The following is a 21,589-nucleotide window of genomic DNA, read 5'->3' as shown; positions in this document are numbered from 1 at the left end:
GCCCGCCTGTCATCTTGTTTGGAGTGTATCCATTGGAACCCTCGGGTCTTGCAGCTGGAGAAGCGCAGGGAAGCGCTCCGGCGGCGGCGCTACTGGAGATCCTGCGCGAGACCTTCGGCTATACGGAATTTCGCGGCCAGCAGCAGGCGATCGTCGAGCATGTGACCGCGGGCGGCGACGCGGTGGTGCTGATGCCCACCGGCGGCGGCAAGTCGCTCTGCTACCAGATCCCGGCGCTGGCTCGATCCGGCTGCGGCATCGTGATCTCGCCCCTGATCGCGCTGATGCAGGATCAGGTCGCCGCCCTGCGCCAGAACGGCGTGGCCGCGGCCAGCCTGGACTCCGGCCAGAAGGCGGACGAGGCGCGTTCCGTGCTGGCGGCCCTGCACGCCGGCGAACTGGATCTCCTGTACATGTCGCCAGAGCGGCTGTTTGCCTCGGGCATGCTGGAACGCCTGGAAGGCATCGACCTCGCCTTGTTCGCGATTGACGAGGCGCACTGCGTCTCGCAGTGGGGGCATGACTTCCGCCCCGAATACAGTCAACTGGCGGTGCTGGCCGAGCGTTTTCCACAGGTGCCGCGCCTGGCCCTGACCGCGACCGCCGACGGCCCGACCCGCCAGGAGATCCGCGAACGGCTGTGCCTCGATCAGGCGCGCGCCTTCGTCAGTTCCTTCGACCGGCCCAATATCCGTTACCGCATCGCCCAGGCGGACGGCGGCCGCGGCGGCTCGGCACGTGATCGGCTGCTGCGCTTCATCCGCGAGGAACACGCCGGGGAGGCGGGGATCGTGTATTGCCTGTCACGCAAGAAGGTGGACGCCGTGGCCGAATGGCTGGCGGAGCAGGGTGTCACCGCCCTGCCGTATCACGCCGGCCTGCCGGCCGCGACCCGCGCGGCGAACCAGACCCGCTTCCTGCGCGAGGAGGGGGTGGTGATGGTCGCCACCATCGCCTTCGGCATGGGCATCGACAAGCCGAACGTGCGCTTCGTCGCCCACCTGAACCTGCCGAAGAGTCTGGAGGGCTACTATCAGGAGACCGGCCGCGCCGGCCGCGATGGCCTGCCGGCCAATGCCTGGATGGTCTTTGGGTTGCAGGATGTCGTGACCCTGCGCCAGATGCTGGAGGGGTCGCAGGCCGGGGCCGAGCGTCAGCGGGTCGAACAGCAGAAGCTGGAGGCCATGCTGGGCTTCTGCGAGATCACCAGCTGTCGCCGCCAGGCCCTGCTGGGATATTTCGACGAGCACATGCCGGAACCCTGCGGGGCCTGCGACAACTGCCTGGAGCCGCCGGCGACCTGGGATGCCAGCGTGCCGGTGCAAAAGCTCCTGTCCTGCATCTATCGAACCGGCGAGCGCTTCGGCGCCGGGCATGTGATCGACGTGCTGCGCGGCTCGGCCAGTGAGCGCCTGACCCGTCTGGGACACGATCGTCTGAGCACCTTCGGTATTGGCAAGGAACTCGACAAGGCGCAGTGGCGCGGCGTGGTCCGGCAGTTGCTGGCGCGTGGGCTGCTGCGCCTGGATGACGAGGGCTACGGCGGACTGAAGCTGGATCCGGCCTGTCGCCCGGTTCTGCGCGGCGAGGAGGGGATTCACCTGCGCGAGGAGGCGGCCCGTCCGGAGAAGGGGGCACGTACCGCCAGCCCGGCACGGCGTGATACGGCCCGTACAGTCGCGGCGATGGACACCGAGGATCGCTCCCTGTGGGAGGCGCTGAGGGGCCTGCGTACCGAGCTGGCGCGGGATCAGGGGGTGCCGCCCTACGTGATCTTCAGCGATGCCACATTGCTGGAGATGGTGGCGGCCGCGCCGCGCACCCATGACGAGATGGCCGGGATCTCCGGGGTCGGGCAGCACAAGCTGGAACGCTACGGCGATGCCTTTATCAAGGCCATCGAGGGGCATTTCGGGCTATAGTGGTGCGAAAACCACACCAAATGATGCGTTCGGGGAGACCGCGTGACCGATACCCGCTTCCTTGAGGATTTCTACCGCCTTCGCGACGGTCAGCTGGTCGTAACCCCGGAGCAGGGCAGCGACTTCGCCAAGACCCTCGCGGGCGACTTCAATCCGATCCACGATGCCGACAACCGGCGCTTCTGTGTCCCGGGGGATCTACTGTTTGCCCTGGTGCTGGACACCTACGGCGCGAGCGCGGACATGCTCTTCCGTTTCACCGGCATGGTCGGCGGCAATGTGCCGCTGATCTTTCCGGAAAACCCGGGCGCGGCCTTTGCCATTACCGACGAGAGTGGCAAGAGCGTAATCGAGGTCGAGCGTTCGGGGGCGGTGATCGACGAGCCCAGTGCGATCGAGTCGCTGATCCGCAGCTATGTCGGCTTTTCCGGCCAGAACTTCCCGCACGTGCTGGTGCCGCTGATGGAAGAGCACGGCGTGATGGTGAACCCCAAGCGCCCACTGGTGATGTATGAGCGCATGGGTTTTCATCTGCCCGAGCCGCTGGCAGCCAGCGCCGGGGTGCCGGAGCCCCGTCTGAAGGATGCAGTGATGACGGTCAATGGCAAGCGCGGAGAGATTCGCCTGGACTACGAACTGGTCATCGACCAGTCGGTGGTTGCCGACGGCAGCAAGCACCTGGTGCTGAGCGGGCTGCGCGCGTTCGATGCCGCCGATGTCGAGCGGCTCGTCGCCGACTACGAAAGCTGGAAGGCCGCCTACTTCAATCAGCCGGCCGGGGCCCAGGCCTGAAGTGCCTTGTTCGCCACCACGCGCACGAAGACTCGAAGACGGGCCAGGTCCAAAGCGAAAAGCCTTTACAGGTCGGCGGGAAGACGGGGCGTTTTTGCTCCGAGGGCATTGGGGAGAACTGCGGACGACAGCGTCGCGCCAGGCACTGGGGCTGGGTGTGAGCGTTCAAGAACTCTTCTGATTTCCCGTCTTCCTGTGAATCGCCCTTGAACTTCTTCCTGTCTGCGTGTGCTTCGTACTGAAAACTCAGTAGAACTGGCCGAGCGCCGAGCGAACCTGGACTTCGGTCTCGGGCGTGAGGTGTTCCGCGAGTTTTAGTGGGTGATCGGGCAGTAGCAGCACGACTGACGATCCCAGGTTGAAGCGTCCCATCTCCATCCCGCGCTCCAGGGTGATCTCGCGGTCGGGATACTCGCTCACACTGATCTCGCGACCATGGGGCGGGGTGACCTCGCCGGCCCAGACGGTCTCGATGGAACCGACGTTCTGGGCGCCGATCAGGGCCATGGCCATCGGCCCCACCGGGGTGTCGAAGCAGGTCACCACGCGTTCGTTGCGGGCGTACAGCCGCGGCACGTGACGCACGATGCGCGGGGCGACCGAGAACAGCCGTCCGGGCACATGGATCATGTGGGTCAGGGTGCCGGTCAGCGGCATGTGCAGTCGGTGGTAGTGACGCGGCGACAGGTACAGGGTCACGAAGTGCCCGTGGCGGAAGGCCTCCGCGAGCTCGTCCTCCCCGCCCAGCAGTTCCCGGACCGTGTAGTGATGCCCCTTGGCCTGGAAGATCTGTCCGCCCTCGATGCGCCCGGCGGCGCTGACCCGGGAATCGGCCGGGCTGACCAGGGTATTCGCGTCCCCCTCCAATGGCCGTGCGTCCTCGCGCAGGGCGCGGGTGAACAGCGCGTTGAAGCTGGGGTAGGTGGTCAGGTCCGGTTCCGCGGCCTCGTCCATGTTCAGGCCGAAGCGGCGCACGAAGGCGCGCAGCAGCGGTTGCAGCTGCGGCGACTCGATGCGCGCCAGACGATGCACCACGCGCGACAGGGCGTGCTGCGGCAGCAGGTGCGACAGGCGCGCCAGCCAGGGGTCGATCTTGCTCATGCGGGATCTCGTTCGGGCGTACACAGTGACATCGAGGCGGTATGATGACCGCCCCCGCACGCAACGGAAAGACCGGGCATGGATTCAACCACCGGATTGCGCACCTTGCGCGACTTCATTCGCTTCGGCGCCAGCCAGTTTCGCGGCGCCGGGCTGACCTTCGGCCATGGCACCGACAACGCCTTTGACGAGGCGGCCTGGCTGGTGCTGCACACCCTGCACCTGCCGCTGGATCTACCCGAGTCGTGGTGGGATTCGCGCCTGAGCGAGGCCGAGCGCACGCGGGTCGTGGCGGTGTTGCGCGAGCGCATCGCCACCCGCAAGCCGGCGGCGTACCTGACCCGCGAGGCCTGGTTCGCCGGGTTGCCGTTCTATGTCGACGAGCGCGTGCTGGTGCCGCGCTCGCCCCTGGCGGAGTTGATCGCCGCGGGCTTCGAGCCGTGGGTGGATCCCGATGGGGTGACGCGGGCCCTGGATCTTTGCACCGGGGGTGGCTGCATCGGTATCGCGATGGCGCTGGCCCTGCCGCAGGCGCAGGTGGACCTGGCGGATGTCTCGCCGGATGCGCTGGCGGTGGCTCGGATCAACATCGAGCGCCACCAGATGGGCGAACAAGTCCGCGCATTGCAGTCCGACGTGTTCGATGGGCTGCAAGCCGGCGACCGCTATGACCTGATCGTGTCCAATCCGCCGTACGTGGATGCCGAGGACATGGCGGCCTTGCCGGACGAGTACCGCCACGAGCCAGCATTGGGACTGGCTGCCGGGGGCGACGGGCTGGATATCGTGCGCCGCATCCTGGACGGGGCCCGCGAGCACCTGACCGAGGACGGCGCGCTGATCGTGGAGGTCGGCAACAGCCAGGCCGCGGTGGAGGCCGCCTTCCCGGACCTGCCAATGATCTGGCTGGAGTTCGAGGCCGGCGGGCATGGCGTGTTCCTGGTCTACGCCCGCGACTTGCCCGCCAGCGCCTGACCACGCCGACCCACGCGGGCCCGCGCCCGGACCCCGGTCCGAAAACCCGGCAGCAGGCCCTGTAAACGGCGCCGGTGGCGATGCATACTGCGAGGCTATGGAATCACGTCTGGTGGATATGCAGAGTCGGTCCGAGGAAGAGCGGGCGGAGGTCAGCCTGCGCCCGAAACGGCTCGCGGACTACACCGGTCAGCCGCGCGTGGTCGAGCAGCTGGGGCTGTTCATCGAGGCCGCCCGCGGGCGTGACGAGGCCCTGGACCATACGCTGGTCGCCGGCCCGCCCGGGCTGGGCAAGACGACCCTCGCGCATATCATTGCCAACGAACTGGGGGTGGGCCTGCGTCAGACCTCCGGCCCGGTGCTGGAGCGCGCCGGCGACCTGGCGGCGATCCTCACCGCGCTGGAGCCGCGCGATGTCCTGTTCGTCGACGAGATCCACCGCCTGCCGACGGTGGTGGAAGAGATCCTGTATCCCGCCCTGGAGGATGGCCAGCTGGATATCGTGATCGGCGAGGGTCCGGCCGCGCGTTCGATCAAGGTGGACCTGCCGCCGTTCACGCTGGTGGGGGCCACCACCCGCGCCGGGCTGCTCTCGGCCCCGTTACGTGACCGGTTCGGTATCGTCCAGCGCCTCGATCATTACACTGTCCCGGATCTCGCGCATATCGTGAATCGCGCCGCCGGCTTGCTGGGCGTGGGGATCGAGGCCGAGGGCGCGACCGAGATCGCGCGCCGCGGGCGCGGCACGCCGCGTCTGGCCAATCGTCTGTTGCGGCGGGTGCGCGATTTCGCCCAGGTGCGGGCCGACGGCGTGGTGACGCTCGATGTGGCCGCGCAGGCGCTGGACCTGCTGGCGATCGATGCCTCGGGGCTGGATGCCCAGGACCGCCGTCTGCTGGAGGTGCTGGTGGAGAAGTTTGATGGCGGCCCGGTCGGGGTCGAGAGTCTGGCCACCGCGATGAACGAGGACCGCGGCACGCTGGAGGATGTGGTCGAGCCGTTCCTGATCCAGCAGGGCTATCTGCAGCGCACCCCGCGCGGGCGCCAGGCGACCCGCCGCACGCTGGCCATGTTTGGTCTGGCGCGTACGGAGGAGGGTGACCTGCTGACGCCGATGGCCGAGGGCGCGCGCCAGCCATGACGACGGATTTCGAATGGCCGGTGCGGGTGTATTACGAGGACACCGATGCCGGTGGCGTGGTCTACCACGCGAATTATCTGAAATTCATGGAGCGCGCGCGGACCGAATGGCTGCGTGCGCTGGGCTTCGAGCAGGACCGGTTGCGCGCCGAGTACGGAATTGTGTTCGCCGTGCGGCGTCTGTCTGTGGAGATGCAGCGCCCCGCCCATTTCAACGAGGCCCTGACGGTGACCTGCCGGGTGCAGCGTCTGCGCCGCGCCAGCATCGAATTCGCGCAGGCGGTGCAGCGTGACGCGGCGGTGCTGGTGACCGGCGAGGTCGGCATTGCCTGTGTGGACGTGGCCCGGCAGGCGCCGGTGGCAATCCCCGATGAAGTGACGCACGCGCTGCGTGCGGCGGATGGAACAAAGGCATAACGGGAGATGGACAAGTGACAGTCGACTTTTCAATGTACCAGCTGATCATGGACGCGAGTCTGATCGTGCAGCTGGTCATGGTGATCCTGGTGGTCGCCTCGGTGCTCTCCTGGCTGGTGATTATCATCAAGGCGCGTTCCCTCAACGCGGCCCACCGCGCCAGCGATGAATTCGAGGAGCGCTTCTGGTCCGGCGCCGATCTGTCGCATCTGTACGAGGGGGTGCGGCGCAAGTCGGAGATGTCCGGCATGGAGCATGTCTTCTCCTCGGGCTTCAAGGAATTCCTGCGGGCCCGCCAGCACGGCATGGCGCCCGGCGAGCCCGCGCACCGCGCGATGCGCGTGGCCATCGCGCGCGAGACCGACGAGATGGAGCGCTACCTGCAGTTCCTCGCCACGGTTGGCTCGACCAGCCCGTACATCGGCCTGTTCGGGACGGTGTGGGGCATCATGCATGCCTTTCTGGGGCTGTCCGGGGTGCAGCAGGCCACGCTGGCGATGGTGGCCCCCGGGATTGCCGAGGCCCTGATCGCGACCGCGCTTGGCCTGTTCGCCGCCATCCCGGCGGTGATCGCCTACAATCGCTTCGCCGGGGATGTTGACCGCGTGGCCTCGCGCCTGGAGAACTTCGGCGACGAGTTTGTGGCCCTGCTGAATCGCCAGGGGGCGGGCAAGCCTGCCGAGGGTGCCGCCGGGGCGCCGGCCTAAGCCATGGCCGAGTCGCGTCGCAACAGTCGCCGCCTGCGGCGGCCCATGTCGCAGATCAACGTCGTGCCGTTCATCGACGTGATGCTCGTTCTGCTGATCATCTTCATGATCACCGCGCCCATGCTGCAGCAGGGCGTGGAGGTCGACCTCCCGGAGGCCGATGCCGAGGCCATGGAAGAGGACCCGCAGGCGGCCGAGCCGCTGGTGGTCACGGTGGATGCTGGCGGCGCCATGAGCCTGAATCAGGGGCCCTATGTGAACGAGCCGCTGGCGCCGCAGGAGATGACCGAGATCGTGCGCGAGTTCCTCGCCGAGAATCCGGGCACCCAGACCTTCGTGCGCGGTGACCGCAATGTCGATTACGGCCGCGTGATCGATGCCATGGTTGCCCTGCAGCGTGCCGGAGGCGGCCGCGTCGGGCTGATCACCGAGCCGCCGCGCGACAACCAGGACTGAGCCGCCCCGCCGTGTTCGAGCTCCTGCGCCGTCATCCCTTGAGCCTGGTCCTCGTCCTGCTTCTGCATGGCGTGTTGTTTGCGGCGTTGTTGCTGAATGTCAGCCTCGTCTCGCCGACCTCCACCCGTGCCGCTGTCGAGATCGCCGTGCAGGAGGATATCGAGGTGATCGACGCGGTCGCGGTGGATGCCGAAACCTTCGATCGCATCGAACACCAGCGCGAGGTGGCCGAGCAGGAGCAGGTCGCCGAACAGCTGCGCGCCGAAGAGGAACGCCGCCGCGCCGAGGAACAGGCCCGGCGCGAGGAAGAGCGCCGCCAGGCCGAGGAGCAACGCCGCCGCGAGGAACAGGAGCGCGCGCGCCAGCAGGCCCTGGAGGATGCCGAACAGGCCCGCCGCGAGGCCGAGGAGGCGCGGCGCCAGGCGCGCGAGGAGGCCGAGGCCGAACGCGAGCGTATCCGCCAGGAGCGCGAGGCTGCGGAACAGGCCCGGCGTGAGGCCGAGGAGGCGCGCGAGCGTGAGGCGGCGGAACGGCGGGAGCGCGAGGAAGCGGAGCGTCAGGCGCAGGAAGAGGCGGAGCGCCGCGAGCGCGAGGCGGCCGAACGCCGCGAACGGGAAGAGGCCGAGCGTCGCGCCGAGCAGGAGCGCGAACTGGAAGAGCAGCGCCGCCGCGAGGCGATGGAGCGCGAGCAGGAGCGCATGGCCGAGGCGCAGGCCCGGCGCGAGGCCGCGGAACGCCAGGCACAGGCGGATCGCGAGCTGAACGAATGGCGCGCGCAGGTGCAGTCGGTGGTGCAGCGCCGCTGGCGCCAGCCATCGGGGCTGGATGCCTCGGATCGTGCCATCGTTCTCGTGCGCGTCAACGAGACCGGGCGTATCATCAATTTCGACATCCAGAGCTGCTCCGGCGGGACCGCCTTCTGCGACTCGGTTCGGCAGACCATGGATCGCCTGTCGTCGCTGCCGCGCCCGCCGGATGCGGATGCCGTGCGCGGCGGGGTAAGCATCCGCTTCGAGCCCGACTGACCGGCCCGCTGCCAACCGGGCCACGAGGAACACCATGCAACGAATGATTTACGCGATGCTGCTGGGGCTGGCGCTGCTGTGGTCGGCGCAGGCCCAGGCCGTTCTGGAAGTGACGGTAACCGAGGGGGTGACGGGTGCGATCCCGGTGGCTGTGGCTCCGTTCACCTGGGACGGCGACGGGCGTCCGGGCGAGGATGTGGACCAGATCCTGGCCGCGAACCTGACCCGGAGCGGGTTGTTTGACGTCGAACGCGACGGTTTGCCCCAAGCACCCTCGGGCCCAGCCGACTTCCTTGCCCAGCCCTGGGCCGAGGCGGGTCTGGAGTACCTGGTGGTCGGCTCGATGCGCCCCGACGGCGACAACGTGATGGTCGAGTTCCACGTGTTCGACGTGCTGGCCGAGGAACGCCTGGGCGGCTGGCGTATCCCGGTGCCGGCGGACATGTTGCGCCGCGGCGCGCATCGCGTGTCAGATATCGTCTACGAGCAGATCACCGGAGACCCGGGTGCCTTCAGTGCGCGTATCGCGTTTGTCAGCGTCGAGCGCCGCAACGACTTGCGCGAGTTTCGCCTGGAGGTCGCGGACTCCGACGGCGCCAATCCGCGCACCCTGTTCCGGTCGCGGGATCCGATCATGTCGCCGGACTGGTCGCCGGACGGTCGTGAGCTGGTCTACGTCTCCTTCGAGAATCGCCGCTCCGAGGTGTTCCGTCAGAATGTGGAGACCGGCGAGCGCAACCGGATCGCGAGTTTTACCGGCATCAACAGCGCCCCGGCCTGGTCCCCGGACGGCCGCCAGCTGGCGCTGAGCCTTTCGCGCGACGGCTCGCCGAATATCTACGTGATGGATCTGGCCTCAGGCGATCTGCGTCAACTGACGCGCTCCAGCGCGATCGAGACCGAGCCGGTCTGGTCGCCCGACGGCGATACCATCTACTTCACCTCGGATCGTGCGGGCGCGCCGCAAATCTATGCCCAGCCGGCCAGCGGTGGCAATGCGCGCCGTCTCACCTTCGAGAGCGGCTACGCGGCGGCGGCCACGATTTCCCCGGATGGTCGCTCATTGGTGTACGTCCATGGGGGCGATGGCGGATTTCAGCTGGCGCGTCTCGATCTGGATGATCGCCGTGTGACGCGCCTCACGGACGGGCGCGATGCAGAGTCGCCAAGCTTCGCACCCAATGGCAGCATGATCCTGTATGCCATGACGGATGGGGGGCGAGGCGTGCTCGGCTCCGTCAGTCGCGACGGCCAGGTGCACCAGCGGTTGGCCGCCCGCGAAGGCGAAGTGCGCGAACCTGCCTGGTCGCCCCTGAACTGATGTCCACAGACCTATTTACTGTCCCTTTTTCGAGGAAACGAAAGCCATGAATAACCTGTTTCGCCTGGCCCTTGCGGCTGTCGTCATTGCGGTCCTGTCGGCCTGTGCCACACCAACGCGCGATGCCGAGGATGCCGAACGTGCCGCCGAGCGCGAGGCGGCCGCCGAACAGGCGCGCGCCGAACGCGAGGCCGCCGAGGCCCGCGGCCTGGGTCGAGATCGCGATTTCGACGCGGCGGCCCTGGACGACCCGGACAGCCCGCTGGCCGAACGCCTGGTGTATTTCGATTTCGACCGCGACGAGGTCAAGTCCGAATACATGCCGATGCTGGAGGCGCATGCCGCCTATCTCTCGCAGAATTCGGGTGCGCGCCTGCGTCTGGAAGGGCATACCGACGAGCGCGGCACGCGCGAGTACAACCTGGCTCTGGGCGAACGCCGGGCGCAGTCGGTGCGCCGGGTGCTGAATCTGAACGGCGCCTCGGATGACCAGCTCGAGGTCATCAGTTATGGTGAAGAGATGCCGGTGGCCTTCCAGCAGAACGAGGAGGCCTGGGCCAAGAATCGCCGGGTCGAGCTGGTCTACGAATCCCGGCGCTAAGCGACGGGAAGCCAGATGCAATCAAAGCTCGACAAGTCTTGCGGAAATGCCCCCTCGGGGGCATTTCTGTTTCGGTGCCCGGGACGTCCGGGCCTTCTTCTTGGCGCCATTCTGGCGGTAACCTTTGCCCTGGCCCCGTTGGCCCTGGTGCCGGGCACGGCCGGGGCCCAGGACGGTACGGTGTTCGCCACGCAGTCGCAGATCCGTCAGCTCGAACGCCGCCTCGAGCGGGTCGAGCGGGTGCTGGATTCCAGTGCGATGAACGAACTGCTGCAGGTCTCCGAGTCGCTGAGTCGGGATCTGCGCGAACTGCGCGGCGAGGTGGAAACCCTGCGCCACGAGGTGAACCGTCTCAGCACCCGCCAGCGCGATCAGTTCCGTCACCTGGATGAGCGGGTGGGCGCGTTCGAGAGCGGGGCGGTAGCCACGGATGCTGCGCCGCGGGAGGAAGTGGTCGAACTGGACCTGCCGGAAGCGGACGAGCAGGCCGCCTATCAGGCGGCGTTTGACGACCTGATGGCCGGGGATTACACCACCGCCATGCGCAAGCTGGAGCAGTTCATCGAGGACTACCCCGAGGGCAACTTCACCGCCAATGCCTGGTACTGGCTGGCCGAGGCGAAATACGCCAGTGGCGAGTTCGAAGCAGCGCTGGAGGATTTCGAGCGGCTGCGAGAGGATTTCCCCGAAAGCGACAAGGGTGGCGATGCCCTGCTGAAGATCGGCTACGCCCACTACGAACTGCAGAACTTCGACGCGGCGCGCGAGGCGCTGGAGGCGGTACGGGCCGACTACGGCGGGACCACCCTGGATCGCCTGGCCCGTGAGCGCCTGCGGCGGATCGAAGACAGCCAATGACCACGGACACGCTGCGCGATGCCCGGGGCGCCGGGGTGATCGATCCGGCCGCGGTGCGGCTGAGGATCACCGAGATGTTCGTCTCCCTGCAGGGGGAGGCGGCGCAGGTGGGCTGGCCCACCGCCTTCGTGCGCCTGACCGGTTGCCCGCTGCGCTGTCGCTGGTGTGACAGCGAATACGCCTTCGAGGGTGGCGAGGCCCTGATGCTGGCGACGATCCTCGACTGGGTCGGGCGTGCCGGGGTCCGGCATGTCTGCGTGACGGGCGGTGAGCCGCTCGCGCAGCCGGGCTGTCTGCCGCTGCTGGAGGGCCTGTGCGATGCCGGTTTCAGTGTTTCGCTGGAGACCAGCGGGGCGATGGCGATCGCGGGTGTCGATCCGCGGGTGGCCATCGTGATGGACTGGAAGGCGCCAGCGTCGCAGGAATCCGCTCGCAACCACCCCGACAACATCCCTCGGCTGAGGGCCGGCGACCAGCTGAAGTTCGTGCTGGCCGGGCGCGAGGACTTTGACTGGGCGCGAGCCGAGCTGGAGCGTCTGGCGCTGGCCCCGGAGGTCGAGGTCCTGTTCTCGCCGGTGTACGGCGAACTGGAACCGAGGGCCCTGGCCGACTGGATCATCGCGGAACGTCTCCCGGTTCGCTTTCAGATGCAGCTGCACAAGCTCCTCTGGGGCGACCAGCCGGGGCGCTGAGATGGGTGAGCGCGCGGAGAAGGCCGTGGTGCTGCTCTCGGGCGGGCTCGATTCGGCGACTTGCCTGGCCATGGCCCGCGCCGAGGGGCTGGACTGTCACGCCCTGTCGATCGACTACGGTCAACGCCATCACACGGAGCTGGATGCCGCGCGGCGCGTAGCCGCCGCCCAGGGCGTGACGGATCACCGCGTAGTGGCGGTGGATCTGAGCGCGATTGGTGGGTCCGCACTGACGGACGCCGCGATCGCCGTGCCCACGGCACCGACCGAGGGTATCCCCGTGACCTACGTGCCGGCACGCAACACGGTGTTTCTGGCGCTCGCCCTGGGGTTTGCCGAGACTCTGGACGCGCGCCTGCTGTATGTGGGGGCCAATGCGGTGGACTACTCCGGCTACCCGGATTGTCGTCCGGCCTTCATCGAGGCCTTCCGCGACCTCGCCCGGGTGGCGACCCGCAGCGGGGTGGAGGGCACGCCCTGGGAGGTGCGGGCGCCGCTGATGCACCGGTCCAAGGCCGAGATCATCCAGGCCGGGGTCCGCCTCGGGGTCAACTACAGCCAGACGGTCAGCTGCTACCAGGCCGACGCCGACGGCCGCGCATGCGGGCGCTGCGACAGCTGCCGCATCCGCCGCGAGGGCTTCGCGGCCGCCGGTGTCCCCGACCCGACTCGCTATGTCCCCGACTGAGCCGCGGCCCCGGAATGCCTCGGGCAGGAATGAAAGCGGGCTCGATCTCGTCTAGCGTCCGATGTATGCTGCGCACCCCATGGGTGCAGGCGTGCCCTGAAATCTTTCATCGAGAGGATACGTGATGGAATTCTCCAGTTTTTCGACTGCCGCAATGGCGTTCCTGGGTGGGGCGTTCATCCTCGCCTTCATCATGGGAGCCGTGGCGAACAAGACCAACTTCTGCACCATGGGCGCCGTGTCCGACTGGGTGAACATGGGCGATACCGGACGCATGCGTTCCTGGTTGCTGGCGATTGCCGTGGCCATGCTGGGCGTGGCGATCCTCGAGTTCTTCGGCGTGCTGAGCGCGGATGGCTCCTTCCCCAACTATCGCATGACCGAATTCCAGTGGGTCGAGCACGCCTTGGGCGGCTTCCTGTTCGGGATCGGCATGACCTATGCCTCGGGTTGCGGTAACAAGACCCTGGTGCGCGTCGGCGGCGGTAACATCAAGTCGCTGATGGTACTGATCGTGATCGCGATCATCGCGTACTTCATGGTGCGCCCGTTCCCGGGCACGTCCGACACCCTGTACTCCCTGCTGTTCATGGACTGGACCACCGCGCTGGCGATCTCCACCCCGGCGGGCCAGGATCTGGGCACGCTGGTGGCCGGTGAAGAGAACGGCCTGACCGCGCGCCTGGTGCTGGGTCTGGTGATCGGCGTGCTGCTGCTGGCCCTGATCTTCAAGGCCGCGGACTTCCGTCGCAGCTTTGACAATATCCTGGGGGGGCTGGTGATCGGTCTGGTGGTGCTGGGCGCCTGGTGGCTGACCAGCAACATCCAGGTCGATGACGGCATGGACACCTACACCCCGCAAGCCTATGTCTCTGACTGGGACTTCGTGGCGGATGCCGACGCCGGTGAGCGTCCGGCCGAGAGTGCCCCCTGGGCCAACCAGTCGTTCACCTTCATCAACCCGATGGGACAGAGCCTGCGCTACGTGTCGAGCGGCTTCGACAACACCGTCCTGTATTTTGGCGTGATGGCGCTGGCCGGCGTGATCCTGGGTTCCTTCTTCTGGGCCCTGGTCACGCGTGCCTTCCGCTTCGAGTGGTTCGCTTCGGTGCGCGACTTCGTCAACCACTTCGTGGGCGGGATCCTGATGGGCTTCGGTGGGGTGCTGGCCATGGGCTGCACCATTGGCCAGGGGATCACCGGCATCTCCACGCTGGCCCTGGGCGGCTTCCTGACGTTCATCATGATCGTCTTCGGCGCCGCGCTGACCATGAAGATCCAGTACTACAAGATGGTCTACGAAGACGAGGCCAGCTTCGGCAAGGCGCTGATCACCTCGCTGGTGGACATGAAGCTGCTGCCGGGTGGCATGCGCAAGCTGGAAGCCATCTGATGGCCTAGCGACGGGGGCGCGTCTTGCGTTTTCCCCGTCGCGCCGTAAACTACGCGGCACTGGAGGCCCGGCGATCCCGGGCCTTCGACTTTGCAACGGCCAGGGCGATCCAGATGTTCGCTCCGGGCCGAACCGAAAAGGGTCGTTAGCTCAGTTGGTAGAGCAGTTGGCTTTTAACCAATTGGTCGTAGGTTCGAATCCTACACGACCCACCATTTTCTCCGGTCCCCGCACCGGCACAAGGGCCCGTCTATACGGGCTCTTTGTGTTTGTGGGTGGGGAACACGCTAGAATGCGCGGCTAACGCGCGAACGCAACAAGAGTTTTCTGCAAGATCGCGAAAGTGGCGGAACTGGTAGACGCGCTGGGTTTAGGTCCCAGTGGGGTAAAACCCGTGAGAGTTCGAGTCTCTCCTTTCGCACCACTGTCTGCATTCCGACCAGCCATGAAGGTTACCACTGCGATCGGCAGGGATGACCGATTACCGAACTATGACGAGGCCCTCCATGCAAGTTTCTGTTGAAGCCACCGGCAACCTGGAACGCAAGATGACCATCCAGGTCCCCTCCGAGCGGATCGATACCGAGGTCGACAATCGCCTAAAGTCCCTCGCCAAAAGGGTCAAGCTGGACGGCTTCCGCCCGGGCAAGGTCCCGCTGAAGGTCGTGCGCCAGCGCTACGGCTCCGGGGTGTACCAGGAGGTGATGAGCGAAGTCCTGCAGGAAAGCTACCGCGAGGCGGTGCAGCAGGAGGGCCTGGAGCCGGCCGGTAACCCGAGCATCGAGCCGACCAATCTGGAAGGCGACGACGCGATCGAGTTCACCGCCAGCTTTCAGGTGTTCCCGGAAGTGGCCGTGGCTGACTTCAGCGGCGTCGAGATCGAACGCCCGGTGGCCGAGGTCGGGGACGAGGACATCGATCGCGTGATCGACTCCCTGCGCGAGCAGAACAAGGAGTGGGCCGAGGTCAAGCGCAAGGCCAAGAAAGGCGACCGGGTGACGCTGGACTTCGTCGGCAGCCTGAACGGCGAGGAGTTCGAGGGCGGCAAGGCCGAAGACTTCCAGATCGAGCTCGGCGCCGGGCGCCTGATCGAGGGCTTCGAGAAGCAGCTCACGGGCGTGAAGGCCGGCGAGGAGCCGACCATTGATGTCACCTTCCCCGACGACTACCCGGCCGAGAACCTGAAGGGCCAGACCGCGCAGTTCGCGCTGACCATCAAGAAGGTCGAGGGGCCCAAGCTGCCGGAGGTGGATGAGGAGTTCGCCAAGAAATTCGGGATCGAAGACGGCTCGGTCGAGAAACTTCGCGCCGATGTGCGGTCCAATATGGAGCGGGAACTGCGTCAGGCCCTGAAGGGCCGGGTCAAGCAGCAGGTACTGGAGGCCGTGGTCGACAAGCACGACTTCGATCTTCCGGATGCCCTGGTGAAGTCTGAGGTCAACCGCCTGCGCGAAGAGGCCGAGAAGCGCTTCGGCGGCGCCGAGCAGACGCAGCCGCTGCCGGACAGCCTGTTCGAGGAAGAGGCGAAGCGCCGCGTGCGTCTGGGTCTGGCGCTGCGTGCCATCATCGAACAGAAGGGGTTCGAGGTGGACGCCGAGCGGGTCGAGCGCGATCTCGAGGAGATGGCGGCGACCTACGAGGATCCGGAAGAGGTGAAGCAGTACTACCGCTCCAATCCCCAGGCGAAGAGCAACCTGGAGTCACTGGTGCTGGAAGATCAGGTGGTTGACTGGGTGCTCGAGCAGGGCAAGGTCACCGAGAAGGAAACCAGCTTCCAGGACGTGATGAATCCGAACAAGGAGTCGACTGAATGAGCCACGATATGGCCGACCAGGGCGCACAACACGCCCAGGGCCTGAACCTGGTACCGATGGTGGTCGAGCAGACCGCCCGCGGCGAGCGCGCCTACGACATCTACTCCCGCCTGCTGAAGGATCGAGTGATCTTCTGCGTGGGTCCGGTCGAGGACTATATGGCCAACGTGATCGTGGCCCAGCTGCTGTTCCTCGAGTCGGAAAACCCGGACAAGGAAATCAGCCTGTACATCAACTCTCCGGGTGGCGCGGTGACCGCCGGCATGGCGATCTACGACACCATGCAGTTCATCAAGCCCGAGGTCAGCACCCTGTGTGTCGGCCAGGCGGCCAGCATGGGCGCGTTGCTGCTGGCGGGCGGTGCCGCCGGCAAGCGGCATGCCCTGCCGCATTCGCGCGTGATGATCCATCAGCCGCTGGGCGGCTTCCAGGGCCAGGCCTCGGATATCGACATCCACGCCCGCGAGATCCTGAAGATCCGCGATGAGCTGAACCGTGTGCTGGCCCATCATACCGGCCAGTCGATCGACAAGATCGCGGAGGACACCGATCGTGACCGTTTCCTGACCGCGGTCGACGCGAAGGAATACGGCCTGATCGACCACGTGCTGACCCATCGCGACTCCGCGAGCGATTGAGTTCGCGTTGTTCGCAAGCTCGCCCCCGAGCACCGTTTCGGGGCGGGGGCGTCAATACCGGACTTCCGCTTGGCTCGTTTGCAACTGCCAGGCAAACGGGGCATGTTCTGAAGAACACTGAAATCGCAACCGAGGCAAACGGATGAGCGACGAAACAACCCCCCCCGCCGACGGCAAGCTCCTGTACTGTTCTTTCTGCGGAAAGAGCCAGCACGAGGTGCGCAAGCTGATCGCCGGGCCATCCGTATTCATCTGCGACGAGTGCGTCGAGCTGTGCAACGACATCATCCGCGAGGAGATGCAGGAAGCGGGGCACGCCGAGCGTGATTCCCTGCCGACCCCGCACGAGATCCGCGCGATCCTCGACGACTACGTGATCGGCCAGAACTCCGCGAAGAAGATCCTTTCGGTGGCGGTGTACAACCACTACAAGCGCTTGCAGGCCCGGGCCGGCAAGGATGATGTCGAGCTGTCCAAGTCGAACATCATGCTGATCGGCCCCACCGGCTCCGGCAAGACGCTGCTGGCCGAGACCCTGGCGCGGGTGCTGAATGTCCCGTTCACCATTGCCGATGCCACCACGCTGACCGAGGCTGGCTACGTGGGCGAGGATGTCGAGAACATCATCCAGAAGCTGTTGCAGAAGTGCGACTACGACGTCGAGAAGGCCGAGAACGGCATTGTCTACATCGACGAGATCGACAAGGTCTCGCGCAAGTCGGACAACCCGTCCATCACCCGTGACGTCTCGGGCGAGGGCGTGCAGCAGGCCCTGCTGAAGCTGATCGAGGGCACCACCGCCTCGGTGCCGCCGCAGGGCGGGCGCAAGCACCCGCAGCAGGAATTCCTGCAGGTCGATACCAGCAATATCCTGTTCATCTGTGGCGGTGCCTTCTCCGGGCTGGAGAAGGTGATCCAGCAGCGCGCCGAGAAGGGCGGGATCGGCTTTGGCGCCGAGTTGCGCACCACCGAGGCGGCCAAGTCCGGTGGCCAGTGGTTGAAGCAGCTGGAGGCCGATGACCTGGTGCGCTATGGCCTGATCCCCGAGTTCGTTGGCCGCCTGCCGGTGCAGGCGACGCTGGACGAGCTCGACGAGGACGCACTGATCACGATCCTGACCCAGCCGAAGAACGCCCTGATCAAGCAGTACGCGCGCCTGTTCGAGATGGAGGGCGTGGAGCTCGAGTTCCGCGACGATGCCCTGTCCGCGATCGCCCACAAGGCGATGGCCCGCAAGACCGGTGCGCGCGGTCTGCGCACCATCATGGAGAACATCCTGCTCGACACCATGTACGAGCTGCCTTCCATGGAGGGGGTCAGCAAGGTGGTGATCGACGAGGCGGTGATCCGTGGCGATGCCGAGCCGTACCTGGTCTACGAGAACGACTCGTTCGCCAAGAAGCAGGCTGCTGCGGATTCCTGAGCGGAAGTGTTGCGGCGCTCTTGAAACGGGCGCCGCCGCCCCCACTTCCTCCTGTACATTCGTCCAGCCCTTAGGGGGCAACATGACCGATACCCACTCCTCCCAGAACGAGGTGGACTCCCCCGTCAAGCGCGTCGCGGTCCTGCCGCTGCGCGATGTCGTGGTCTATCCCCACATGGTCATCCCGCTGTTCGTGGGTCGCGAGAAGTCGATCCGGGCGCTGGATTCGGCCATGGCCGAAAACAAGCAGGTGCTGCTGGTCGCGCAGAAGAGCGCGGAGGTCGACGAGCCGGAGGCCGGCGATCTGCACCAGATCGGCACCCTGGGTAATATCCTGCAGCTGTTGCGCCTGCCCGACGGCACCATCAAGGTGCTGGTGGAGGGTGCCCAGCGCGCCCATGTGATGGATATCTCCACTACCGGCAATGTCGAGAAGGAGGAGGACTACTTCGTCTCCGACATCCGGCTGATCGACGAGGAATACGACACCGAGGACAAGGAGCTGGAGATCCTCGGCCGCTCCGCGCTGAATCAGTTCGAGCAGTACATCAAGCTGAACAAGAAGGTCCCGCCGGAGATCCTGACCTCGCTGGCCGGGATCGACGACACCTCGCGCCTGGCCGACACCATTGCCGCGCACATGTCGCTGAAGCTGGAGGAGAAGCAGGAAGTCCTCGAGATCGCCAATGTGCGCGCGCGCCTGGAGCACCTGGTCGCCAAGATCGAGGGCGAGATGGATGTGCTGCAGATCGAGAAGAAGATCCGTGGCCGCGTGAAGCAGCAGATGGAGAAGTCCCAGCGCGAGTACTACCTGAATGAGCAGATGAAGGCCATTCAGAAGGAGCTGGGGGATCTCGAGGACGCGCCGAACGAGCAGGAAGACCTGGCCGACAAGATCGAGAAGGCGGGGATGCCGGAGGAGGCCAAGAAGAAGGCCACCGCCGAGCTGAACAAGCTGAAGATGATGTCGCCGATGTCGGCCGAGGCTACGGTCGTGCGCAGCTACATCGACTGGCTGGTCAACGTCCCGTGGAAGAAAAAGACCCGGGTCAGCAAGGACCTGACGCGCGCCGAGAAGATCCTCAACGAGGACCACTACGGCCTGGAAGAGGTCAAGGAACGCATCCTCGAATACCTCGCGGTGCAGTCCCGCGTGCGCAAGCTGAAGGGCCCGATCCTGTGCCTGGTCGGCCCGCCCGGGGTTGGCAAGACCTCGCTGGGGCAATCCATCGCCCGCGCGACCAATCGCAAGTTCATGCGCATGGCGCTGGGCGGGGTGCGCGACGAGGCCGAGATCCGCGGCCATCGCCGGACCTACATCGGCTCGCTGCCGGGGAAGATCATCCAGAACCTGGCCAAGGTCGGGGTGCGCAACCCCCTGTTCCTGCTCGACGAGATCGACAAGATGGCGATGGACTTCCGCGGTGACCCGGCCTCGGCGATGCTCGAGGTGCTGGATCCGGAACAGAACCACACCTTCAGCGACCATTACCTGGAGGTCGATTTCGACCTGTCGGACGTGATGTTCGTGGCCACGGCCAACAGCATGCACATCCCCGGGCCGTTGCTGGACCGTATGGAGGTCATCCGCCTGTCCGGCTACACCGAGGACGAGAAGGTCCACATCGCGCACAATTACCTGCTGACCAAGCAGATCAAGGCCAACGGCCTGAAGCCGGCCGAGATCCAGATCTCCGATTCGGCGGTGCGCGACATGGTGCGCTACTACACCCGCGAGGCGGGCGTGCGCTCGCTGGAGCGCGAGATCGCCAAGGTCTGCCGCAAGGTGGCCAAGCAGCGTCTGCTGGCCAGCGAGAAGGAGCGGGCACGCACCACCTCGGTCACACCCAAGACGCTGGAGAAATATCTCGGCGTGCGTCGCTTCCGCTTCGGCCTGGCCGAGGAAAACGATCAGGTCGGTCAGGTCACGGGCCTCGCCTGGACCGAGGTCGGCGGCGAGCTGCTGACCATCGAAGCCAGCGTGGTCCCGGGCAAGGGTAAGACCCAGCAGACCGGCAAGCTCGGCGATGTAATGCAGGAGTCCATCCACGCCGCCCTGACCGTGGTTCGCTCGCGCGCCGAGGCCCTGGGCCTGGAGGAGAACTTCCACGAGAAGAAGGACCTGCACATCCACGTGCCGGAGGGCGCGACGCCGAAGGATGGCCCGTCCGCGGGCATCGGCATGTGCACCGCGATCGTCTCGGCACTGACCGGTATCCCGGTGCGTGCGGATGTCGCGATGACCGGCGAGATCACGCTGCGTGGTCAGGTTCTGCCGATCGGGGGCCTGAAGGAGAAGTTGCTGGCCGCCCACCGCGGAGGGATTCGCACCGTCCTGATCCCGGAAGAGAACGAGAAGGATCTGGTCGACATCCCGAAGAACATCAAGCAGAAGCTGGATATTCGTCCGGTGCGCTGGATCGACGAGGTCCTCGAGCTCGCGCTGACCCACATGCCGGAAGGCAAGGCCGGGGAAACGCCGGAGAAGGTCGAGGAAGTCGTCAAGCCGGCCAAGGAATCCGGTCGCCGTCGGGTCCGGCATCACTAAGCATCTGTAATTGGTGCGAAACCGCGGGCGCTGGATTCATCGGCGCCCGCGGTTTTTTGTGTGCTGGTTCAAGCCAGCCCGAGGGCCCCGCCGGGCGGGCGTTTGACACTTTTTCGGGGGGCTTGCTATAACCCCATGCGCATCATCTGATTTCGTGCCGAGGGCAGTCGCGGGGCCATGGAGAAAAGGTCCCCGGCTGGTGTAAGCTAGGCCCCGTCCGGCAGAAAGCCTGAGTCACCACTGAGATAAGGAAGCGCTTCATGAATAAATCCGAATTGATCGACGCGATCGCGGCGGAAGCCGATGTTCCCAAGGCCCAGGCCGGCAACATCGTGGATGCCTTGGTGAGTGTGGTCGGCGATACCCTCGCCAAGGGTGACCAGGTCTCCCTCGTGGGCTTTGGTACCTTCCTGGTGCGCGAGCGCGAAGCCCGCACCGGCCGTAACCCGCGTACCGGTGAGAGCATTCAGATTGCCGCGTCGAAAACGCCTTCGTTCAAGGCTGGTAAAGCGCTCAAGGATCGAGTAAACTAGCGCGCTTTATGGGGTGCTTAGCTCAGTTGGTAGAGCGTCGCCTTTACACGGCGAATGTCGGCGGTTCGAACCCGTCAGCACCCACCAAGTGCAACCCTGACCCTGGTTGCGCTGCACGAATACGGAGCGGTAGTTCAGCTGGTTAGAATACCGGCCTGTCACGCCGGGGGTCGCGGGTTCGAGTCCCGTCCGCTCCGCCATCTCTGAGAAAGGCGCCCTTGTGGCGCCTTTTTCTTTGTTGGCTGCCACGGAGCGCTCGAAGCCACGTCTTTGGGCCAGACCAAGGTCCACAGCAGTCGACCGGAACGTGGGAAGGGCGGAACAAAGCCCGAGACGCATTTCCGGGAGTCCGGGGCCGGGCACTGTCATCGCGCGAGCGCATCGAATGCGAGGTCCGATCCTCCGGGCCGACGGCTCCGAGGTATGTCCACAGCGATCGGCGCCGGCACGAGAGTGCGCAAGGCTTCATGCGAGGAGACCCGTCCAGGAGGTCAGGTTTTCGCCGCGCCTCCCTTCCAGTCTTCTGATCTTCCGGTAGACGCTCT

At 66.0% G+C, this 21,589-nt stretch carries 20 protein-coding genes and 4 tRNA genes; 23 read left to right on the top strand and 1 reads right to left on the bottom strand.

Features of this window, described 5'->3' with window-relative positions:
* Window positions 1-32: 32 nt before the first annotated feature.
* Together recQ and G315_RS0105395 are read left to right on the top strand one after the other, a co-directional pair.
* Window positions 33-1,922, top strand: a complete 1,890-nt coding sequence (gene recQ / locus G315_RS0105400) for a DNA helicase RecQ (protein WP_018143967.1) — start codon at window positions 33-35, stop codon at window positions 1,920-1,922.
* A gap of 42 nt (window positions 1,923-1,964) precedes the next feature.
* Complete coding sequence (locus G315_RS0105395) at window positions 1,965-2,714, top strand: DUF3581 family protein (protein ID WP_018143966.1); 750 nt, start codon at window positions 1,965-1,967, stop codon at window positions 2,712-2,714.
* A gap of 246 nt (window positions 2,715-2,960) precedes the next feature.
* On the opposite strand, the gene asd is transcribed toward G315_RS0105395, so the two are convergent.
* Window positions 2,961-3,815 (bottom strand): archaetidylserine decarboxylase, encoded by an 855-nt coding sequence (gene asd / locus G315_RS0105390; RefSeq protein ID WP_018143965.1) that lies wholly within the window; start codon window positions 3,813-3,815, stop codon window positions 2,961-2,963.
* 78 nt (window positions 3,816-3,893) lie between these two features.
* Between asd and prmB the strand changes: the two genes are divergently transcribed.
* The 21 genes from prmB (at window position 3,894) to G315_RS0105285 (ending at window position 21,244) form a co-directional block, all read left to right on the top strand.
* Entirely contained in the window at window positions 3,894-4,790 is an 897-nt protein-coding gene (prmB, locus tag G315_RS0105385; RefSeq protein ID WP_018949924.1) for a 50S ribosomal protein L3 N(5)-glutamine methyltransferase, read from the top strand.
* Window positions 4,791-4,887: 97 nt separating this feature from the next.
* Window positions 4,888-5,931: a Holliday junction branch migration DNA helicase RuvB gene (gene ruvB / locus G315_RS0105380; protein ID WP_026313016.1), complete on the top strand. Its 1,044-nt coding sequence runs from the start codon at window positions 4,888-4,890 to the stop codon at window positions 5,929-5,931.
* Window positions 5,928-6,347 carry a tol-pal system-associated acyl-CoA thioesterase gene (gene ybgC / locus G315_RS0105375; protein WP_018143962.1) on the top strand — a complete coding sequence of 140 codons (420 nt, stop codon included), beginning with the start codon at window positions 5,928-5,930 and terminating at the stop codon, window positions 6,345-6,347. The genes ruvB and ybgC overlap by 4 nt, the downstream gene beginning before the upstream one ends.
* Window positions 6,348-6,379: 32 nt before the next feature.
* Entirely contained in the window at window positions 6,380-7,054 is a 675-nt protein-coding gene (gene tolQ, locus G315_RS0105370) for a protein TolQ (protein WP_018168448.1), read from the top strand.
* A 3-nt stretch (window positions 7,055-7,057) separates the two neighbouring features.
* Complete coding sequence (tolR, locus tag G315_RS0105365; protein WP_018143960.1) at window positions 7,058-7,510, top strand: protein TolR; 453 nt, start codon at window positions 7,058-7,060, stop codon at window positions 7,508-7,510.
* 11 nt (window positions 7,511-7,521) lie between these two features.
* Window positions 7,522-8,535, top strand: coding sequence for a cell envelope integrity protein TolA (tolA, locus tag G315_RS0105360; RefSeq protein ID WP_019612058.1), 1,014 nt, complete (start codon window positions 7,522-7,524; stop codon window positions 8,533-8,535).
* 34 nt (window positions 8,536-8,569) lie between these two features.
* Window positions 8,570-9,856 (top strand): Tol-Pal system beta propeller repeat protein TolB, encoded by a 1,287-nt coding sequence (gene tolB, locus G315_RS0105355; protein ID WP_019612057.1) that lies wholly within the window; start codon window positions 8,570-8,572, stop codon window positions 9,854-9,856.
* 46 nt (window positions 9,857-9,902) lie between these two features.
* Window positions 9,903-10,457, top strand: coding sequence for a peptidoglycan-associated lipoprotein Pal (pal, locus tag G315_RS0105350; RefSeq protein WP_019612056.1), 555 nt, complete (start codon window positions 9,903-9,905; stop codon window positions 10,455-10,457).
* A gap of 15 nt (window positions 10,458-10,472) precedes the next feature.
* Window positions 10,473-11,315 carry a tol-pal system protein YbgF gene (ybgF, locus tag G315_RS0105345; protein ID WP_026181992.1) on the top strand — a complete coding sequence of 281 codons (843 nt, stop codon included), beginning with the start codon at window positions 10,473-10,475 and terminating at the stop codon, window positions 11,313-11,315.
* Window positions 11,312-12,007, top strand: coding sequence for a 7-carboxy-7-deazaguanine synthase QueE (gene queE / locus G315_RS0105340; protein ID WP_018143955.1), 696 nt, complete (start codon window positions 11,312-11,314; stop codon window positions 12,005-12,007). Before ybgF ends, queE begins: the two co-directional genes overlap by 4 nt.
* A 1-nt stretch (window position 12,008) precedes the next feature.
* The gene (queC, locus tag G315_RS0105335) at window positions 12,009-12,695 is read left to right on the top strand and encodes a 7-cyano-7-deazaguanine synthase QueC (protein WP_018143954.1); all 687 of its coding nucleotides are present in this window, start codon (window positions 12,009-12,011) and stop codon (window positions 12,693-12,695) included.
* A 124-nt stretch (window positions 12,696-12,819) separates the two neighbouring features.
* Window positions 12,820-14,088, top strand: coding sequence for a YeeE/YedE family protein (locus tag G315_RS0105330; protein WP_019612055.1), 1,269 nt, complete (start codon window positions 12,820-12,822; stop codon window positions 14,086-14,088).
* 139 nt (window positions 14,089-14,227) lie between these two features.
* Window positions 14,228-14,303 (top strand) — tRNA-Lys (locus tag G315_RS0105325).
* Window positions 14,304-14,425: 122 nt separating this feature from the next.
* A tRNA-Leu gene (locus G315_RS0105320) sits at window positions 14,426-14,512 on the top strand.
* Window positions 14,513-14,594: 82 nt separating this feature from the next.
* Window positions 14,595-15,902, top strand: a complete 1,308-nt coding sequence (gene tig / locus G315_RS0105315) for a trigger factor (protein ID WP_018143952.1) — start codon at window positions 14,595-14,597, stop codon at window positions 15,900-15,902.
* A complete protein-coding gene (gene clpP / locus G315_RS0105310; RefSeq protein ID WP_018143951.1) occupies window positions 15,899-16,540 on the top strand; it encodes an ATP-dependent Clp endopeptidase proteolytic subunit ClpP in 642 nt (213 codons plus the stop codon). Before tig ends, clpP begins: the two co-directional genes overlap by 4 nt.
* Window positions 16,541-16,682: 142 nt before the next feature.
* Window positions 16,683-17,963, top strand: coding sequence for an ATP-dependent Clp protease ATP-binding subunit ClpX (gene clpX, locus G315_RS0105305; RefSeq protein ID WP_018143950.1), 1,281 nt, complete (start codon window positions 16,683-16,685; stop codon window positions 17,961-17,963).
* Window positions 17,964-18,045: 82 nt separating this feature from the next.
* Window positions 18,046-20,511: an endopeptidase La gene (gene lon / locus G315_RS0105300; RefSeq protein ID WP_018143949.1), complete on the top strand. Its 2,466-nt coding sequence runs from the start codon at window positions 18,046-18,048 to the stop codon at window positions 20,509-20,511.
* 260 nt (window positions 20,512-20,771) lie between these two features.
* Window positions 20,772-21,044 carry an HU family DNA-binding protein gene (locus G315_RS0105295; protein ID WP_018143948.1) on the top strand — a complete coding sequence of 91 codons (273 nt, stop codon included), beginning with the start codon at window positions 20,772-20,774 and terminating at the stop codon, window positions 21,042-21,044.
* A gap of 11 nt (window positions 21,045-21,055) precedes the next feature.
* Window positions 21,056-21,131, top strand: a tRNA-Val gene (locus G315_RS0105290).
* A gap of 36 nt (window positions 21,132-21,167) precedes the next feature.
* Window positions 21,168-21,244: transfer RNA gene (locus G315_RS0105285), tRNA-Asp, on the top strand.
* Window positions 21,245-21,589: the final 345 nt, after the last annotated feature.

Source organism: Thioalkalivibrio sp. AKL7 (genome assembly GCF_000381705.1).
GTDB classification, from domain to species: domain Bacteria; phylum Pseudomonadota; class Gammaproteobacteria; order Ectothiorhodospirales; family Ectothiorhodospiraceae; genus Thioalkalivibrio; species Thioalkalivibrio versutus.
The sequence above is the reverse complement of the archived record's forward strand: the minus strand, read 5'-3'. Positions and strand labels throughout refer to the sequence as shown.

Coding starts and splice junctions, on each gene's coding strand:
- asd (WP_018143965.1), bottom strand. CDS start 3,815: ATGAGCAAGATCGACCCCTGGCTGGCGCGCCTGTCGCACCTGCTGCCG.
- prmB (WP_018949924.1), top strand. CDS start 3,894: ATGGATTCAACCACCGGATTGCGCACCTTGCGCGACTTCATTCGCTTC.
- ruvB (WP_026313016.1), top strand. CDS start 4,888: ATGGAATCACGTCTGGTGGATATGCAGAGTCGGTCCGAGGAAGAGCGG.
- ybgC (WP_018143962.1), top strand. CDS start 5,928: ATGACGACGGATTTCGAATGGCCGGTGCGGGTGTATTACGAGGACACC.
- tolQ (WP_018168448.1), top strand. CDS start 6,380: ATGTACCAGCTGATCATGGACGCGAGTCTGATCGTGCAGCTGGTCATG.
- tolR (WP_018143960.1), top strand. CDS start 7,058: ATGGCCGAGTCGCGTCGCAACAGTCGCCGCCTGCGGCGGCCCATGTCG.
- tolB (WP_019612057.1), top strand. CDS start 8,570: ATGCAACGAATGATTTACGCGATGCTGCTGGGGCTGGCGCTGCTGTGG.
- pal (WP_019612056.1), top strand. CDS start 9,903: ATGAATAACCTGTTTCGCCTGGCCCTTGCGGCTGTCGTCATTGCGGTC.
- ybgF (WP_026181992.1), top strand. CDS start 10,473: ATGCAATCAAAGCTCGACAAGTCTTGCGGAAATGCCCCCTCGGGGGCA.
- queE (WP_018143955.1), top strand. CDS start 11,312: ATGACCACGGACACGCTGCGCGATGCCCGGGGCGCCGGGGTGATCGAT.
- queC (WP_018143954.1), top strand. CDS start 12,009: ATGGGTGAGCGCGCGGAGAAGGCCGTGGTGCTGCTCTCGGGCGGGCTC.
- G315_RS0105330 (WP_019612055.1), top strand. CDS start 12,820: ATGGAATTCTCCAGTTTTTCGACTGCCGCAATGGCGTTCCTGGGTGGG.
- tig (WP_018143952.1), top strand. CDS start 14,595: ATGCAAGTTTCTGTTGAAGCCACCGGCAACCTGGAACGCAAGATGACC.
- clpP (WP_018143951.1), top strand. CDS start 15,899: ATGAGCCACGATATGGCCGACCAGGGCGCACAACACGCCCAGGGCCTG.
- clpX (WP_018143950.1), top strand. CDS start 16,683: ATGAGCGACGAAACAACCCCCCCCGCCGACGGCAAGCTCCTGTACTGT.
- lon (WP_018143949.1), top strand. CDS start 18,046: ATGACCGATACCCACTCCTCCCAGAACGAGGTGGACTCCCCCGTCAAG.
- G315_RS0105295 (WP_018143948.1), top strand. CDS start 20,772: ATGAATAAATCCGAATTGATCGACGCGATCGCGGCGGAAGCCGATGTT.